Below are 3,757 nucleotides of genomic sequence, written 5' to 3'. Positions count from 1 at the left end.
CCTGACGGCCAGGAACTAAGACTGATAAAAGGTATTAAATGAAAACCGTAACCGTAAAAAACCTCGTGATTGGCGAAGGGGCTCCAAAAATAATCGTCTCGCTGATGGGCAAAGATATCGCCAGCGTCCGCGCAGAAGCGCAGGCCTATCGCGACGCGGATTTCGACATTCTGGAATGGCGCGTTGACCATTTCGCCGATGTCGCCTCTGCCGATGCCGTCCTGGAGGCTGTCCGCGCAATCCGCACTGAACTGCCCCAGACTCCCCTGCTGTTTACGTTCCGGAGTGCGAAGGAAGGGGGTGAACAGGCCATTTCAACCGACGCCTATCTCGCGCTGAATCGCGCGGCGGTCGATAGCGGCCTGGTGGATATGATCGATCTCGAACTGTTTACCGGAGATGAGCAGGTCAAGGCGACGGTAGACTACGCGCACAGCAAAAACGTCTGCGTGATCATGTCCAACCATGATTTCCACAAGACGCCAGCAGAAGAAGAGATCGTTGCACGGCTGCGCAAAATGCAGGAACTGGGTGCCGATATTCCGAAGATCGCCCTGATGCCGCAGAACCACAGCGATGTTCTGACGCTGCTTTCCGCTACGCTGAAAATGCAGGAACAGTACGCTGACCGTCCGGTGATCACCATGTCGATGTCGAAAACCGGTGTGATTTCGCGCCTGGCCGGTGAAGTCTTCGGCTCCGCGGCGACCTTTGGCGCGGTTAAAAAGGCTTCGGCACCGGGACAAATATCCGTTAGCGATCTGCGTACGGTATTAACGATATTACATCAGGCGTAATAAACGAAATAAAGGCGGGAAAGATTCTCTCCCGCCATTAAATATATATTTTATTCCACAGTGAATATTCCACATGAATATTCAGCGGAGGCCTGCGCCTGAACACAGCGGCGTAGGGCTTCTGCCGGGTATCCAGGAGTTAATATGAAACCTGAAAGACCACCACGCGTTAATGGTCGCGTGCCTGTGCTCTCGGCCCAGGACGCGGTAAATTATATTAAAGATGAAGATGTACTGTGTATATTAGGCGCAGGCGGCGGTATTCTGGAAGCCACCACCTTAATTACCGCTTTAGCCGATAAATATAAGCAAACGCAAACGCCACGGAATTTATCGATTATCAGTCCGACGGGTCTGGGCGATCGCGCCGATCGCGGAATCAGCCCGCTGGCCCAGGAAGGCCTGGTGAAATGGGCTCTGTGCGGGCACTGGGGGCAGTCGCCGCGTATTTCGGATTTAGCGGAACAAAATAAGATTGTCGCCTATAACTATCCACAAGGGGTGCTGACTCAGGCTCTGCGTGCGTCTGCCGCCCACCAGCCGGGGATCCTCAGCGATATCGGGATTGGCACCTTCGTCGACCCGCGCCAACAGGGGGGCAAGCTCAATGAGGTCACCAAAGAAGACCTCATCAAACTGGTGGAGATTGATAACAAAGAATATCTCTACTACAAAGCGATTGCGCCTACCGTCGCGTTTATCCGCGCCACCACCTGCGACAGCGAAGGCTATGCCTCGTTTGAAGATGAGGTGATGTACCTCGACGCGCTGGTGCTGGCTCAGGCGGTGCACAACCACGGTGGCATCGTGATGATGCAGGTGCAGAAAATGGTCAAGAAAGCCACGCTGCATCCTAAATCCGTACGTATCCCCGGCTATCTGGTGGATATCGTGGTGGTCGACCCAGACCAGACGCAACTGTACGGCGGCGCGCCGGTGAACCGGTTTATCTCGGGCGATTTCACCCTCGACGACAGCACCCAGCTCTCTCTGCCCCTCAACCAACGCAAACTGGTTGCCCGTCGCGCCTTGTTTGAAATGCGTAAAGGTGCGGTCGGTAACGTTGGCGTCGGCATCGCGGATGGCATTGGACTGGTGGCCCGTGAGGAAGGCTGTGCAGATGACTTTGTACTGACCGTTGAAACCGGCCCCGTGGGTGGGATCACCTCCCAGGGTGTCGCTTTTGGCGCAAACGTCAACACTCGCGCCATTCTTGATATGACCTCACAGTTTGACTTCTACCATGGCGGTGGGCTGGACGTCTGCTATCTGAGCTTTGCGGAAGTTGACCGCCACGGCAACGTCGGGGTGCACAAATTCAACGGCAAAATCATGGGGACTGGCGGCTTTATCGATATCAGCGCGACCTCAAAGAAAATTGTTTTCTGCGGCACGCTAACCGCTGGCAGTCTGAAAACAAAAGTGGCCGACGGTAAATTAACCATCGTCCAGGAAGGCCGGGTGAATAAATTCATCAGCGAACTGCCGGAAATCACCTTTAGCGGAAAAATCGCCCTTGAGCGCGGTCTGGACGTGCGCTACATCACCGAACGCGCGGTATTTACGCTAAAAGAGGACGGTCTGCATCTTATTGAAATTGCCCCGGGAGTGGATCTGGAGCGCGATATTCTGGCGAAAATGGATTTCGCACCGGTTATTTCACCAGACCTGAAACTGATGGATGAAAGATTATTTATCGACGCCACCATGGGTTTTGAACTGCCGGAAGCGGCGAATTAAAAGGAGTATGATGATGGACTTTTCTTTAACCGAAGAGCAAGAGCTGCTGCTTGCCAGTATCCGGGAACTGATCACCAGCAATTTTCCGGAAGAGTATTTCCGCACCTGCGACCAGACGGCGACCTACCCCAGAGAATTTATGCGTGCGCTGGCGGATAACGGGATTTCCATGCTGGGTGTACCGGAAGAGTTCGGCGGTATTCCGGCAGACTATGTCACCCAAATGCTGGCCCTGATGGAAGTGTCAAAATGCGGCGCCCCGGCCTTTCTGATCACCAACGGGCAGTGTATTCACAGCATGCGCCGTTTCGGCTCGCCAGAACAACTGCGGAAAACGGCGGAAAGCACGCTGGAGACCGGCGATCCGGCCTATGCCCTGGCGTTAACCGAGCCAGGTGCGGGTTCTGACAACAACAGCGCCACCACCAGCTACACGCGCAAAGACGGCAAGGTGTACCTGAACGGCCAGAAGACGTTTATTACCGGCGCCAAAGAGTACCCATACATGCTGGTACTGGCGCGCGATCCCGAGCCAAAAGATCCGAAGAAAGCCTTTACCCTCTGGTGGGTGGAGTCCAACAAGCCTGGGATCAAAATCAATCCGCTGCACAAAATCGGCTGGCATATGCTCAGCACCTGCGAAGTCTATCTCGACAACGTTGAGGTAGATGAAAGCGACATGGTGGGCGAAGAAGGCATGGGCTTTCTCAACGTGATGTATAACTTTGAGATGGAACGTCTGATCAACGCTGCGCGCAGTACCGGCTTCGCCGAATGCGCCTTTGAGGATGCCGCGCGTTATGCCAACCAGCGCATTGCGTTTGGCAAACCGATTGGACACAACCAGATGATCCAGGAAAAGCTGGCGCTGATGGCAATCAAAGTCGACAACATGCGCAATATGGTGCTGAAGGTGGCATGGCAGGCCGATCAGGAGCAATCACTGCGTACCAGCGCCGCGCTGGCGAAACTGTATTGCGCCCGCACCGCGATGGAAGTGATTGACGATGCAATTCAGATTATGGGCGGACTGGGTTATACCGACGAAGCGCGTGTTTCACGATTCTGGCGCGATGTCCGTTGTGAACGGATTGGCGGCGGGACGGATGAGATCATGATTTATGTCGCAGGTCGGCAGATCCTGAAGGATTATCAGAACAAGTAAGCGGCAGGCCGGATACGGTACTTGCATCGTATCCGGCCATTCATACGCTTACCGA

3 protein-coding genes are annotated in these 3,757 nt (G+C 54.5%); all 3 read left to right on the top strand.

What is annotated here, in order from left to right:
• Positions 1–38 precede the first annotated feature (38 nt).
• On the top strand, positions 39–797 hold the full coding sequence (gene aroD / locus AB7E14_RS21680) for a type I 3-dehydroquinate dehydratase (protein WP_316962258.1): 759 nt from the start codon (positions 39–41) through the stop codon (positions 795–797).
• 144 nt (positions 798–941) lie between these two features.
• Complete coding sequence (locus AB7E14_RS21675; RefSeq protein ID WP_058587989.1) at positions 942–2,537, top strand: acyl CoA:acetate/3-ketoacid CoA transferase; 1,596 nt, start codon at positions 942–944, stop codon at positions 2,535–2,537.
• A gap of 13 nt (positions 2,538–2,550) precedes the next feature.
• Positions 2,551–3,702: an acyl-CoA dehydrogenase gene (locus tag AB7E14_RS21670; protein WP_042319326.1), complete on the top strand. Its 1,152-nt coding sequence runs from the start codon at positions 2,551–2,553 to the stop codon at positions 3,700–3,702.
• Positions 3,703–3,757: the final 55 nt, after the last annotated feature.

The sequence above is a fragment of the Citrobacter sp. genome, assembly GCF_050252275.1.
Taxonomy (GTDB): domain Bacteria; phylum Pseudomonadota; class Gammaproteobacteria; order Enterobacterales; family Enterobacteriaceae; genus Citrobacter_A; species Citrobacter_A amalonaticus.
Note: the sequence above shows the minus strand (reverse complement) of the source record. Positions and strands in the feature narration are given on the sequence as shown.

Coding starts and splice junctions, on each gene's coding strand:
- aroD (WP_316962258.1), top strand. CDS start 39: ATGAAAACCGTAACCGTAAAAAACCTCGTGATTGGCGAAGGGGCTCCA.
- AB7E14_RS21675 (WP_058587989.1), top strand. CDS start 942: ATGAAACCTGAAAGACCACCACGCGTTAATGGTCGCGTGCCTGTGCTC.
- AB7E14_RS21670 (WP_042319326.1), top strand. CDS start 2,551: ATGGACTTTTCTTTAACCGAAGAGCAAGAGCTGCTGCTTGCCAGTATC.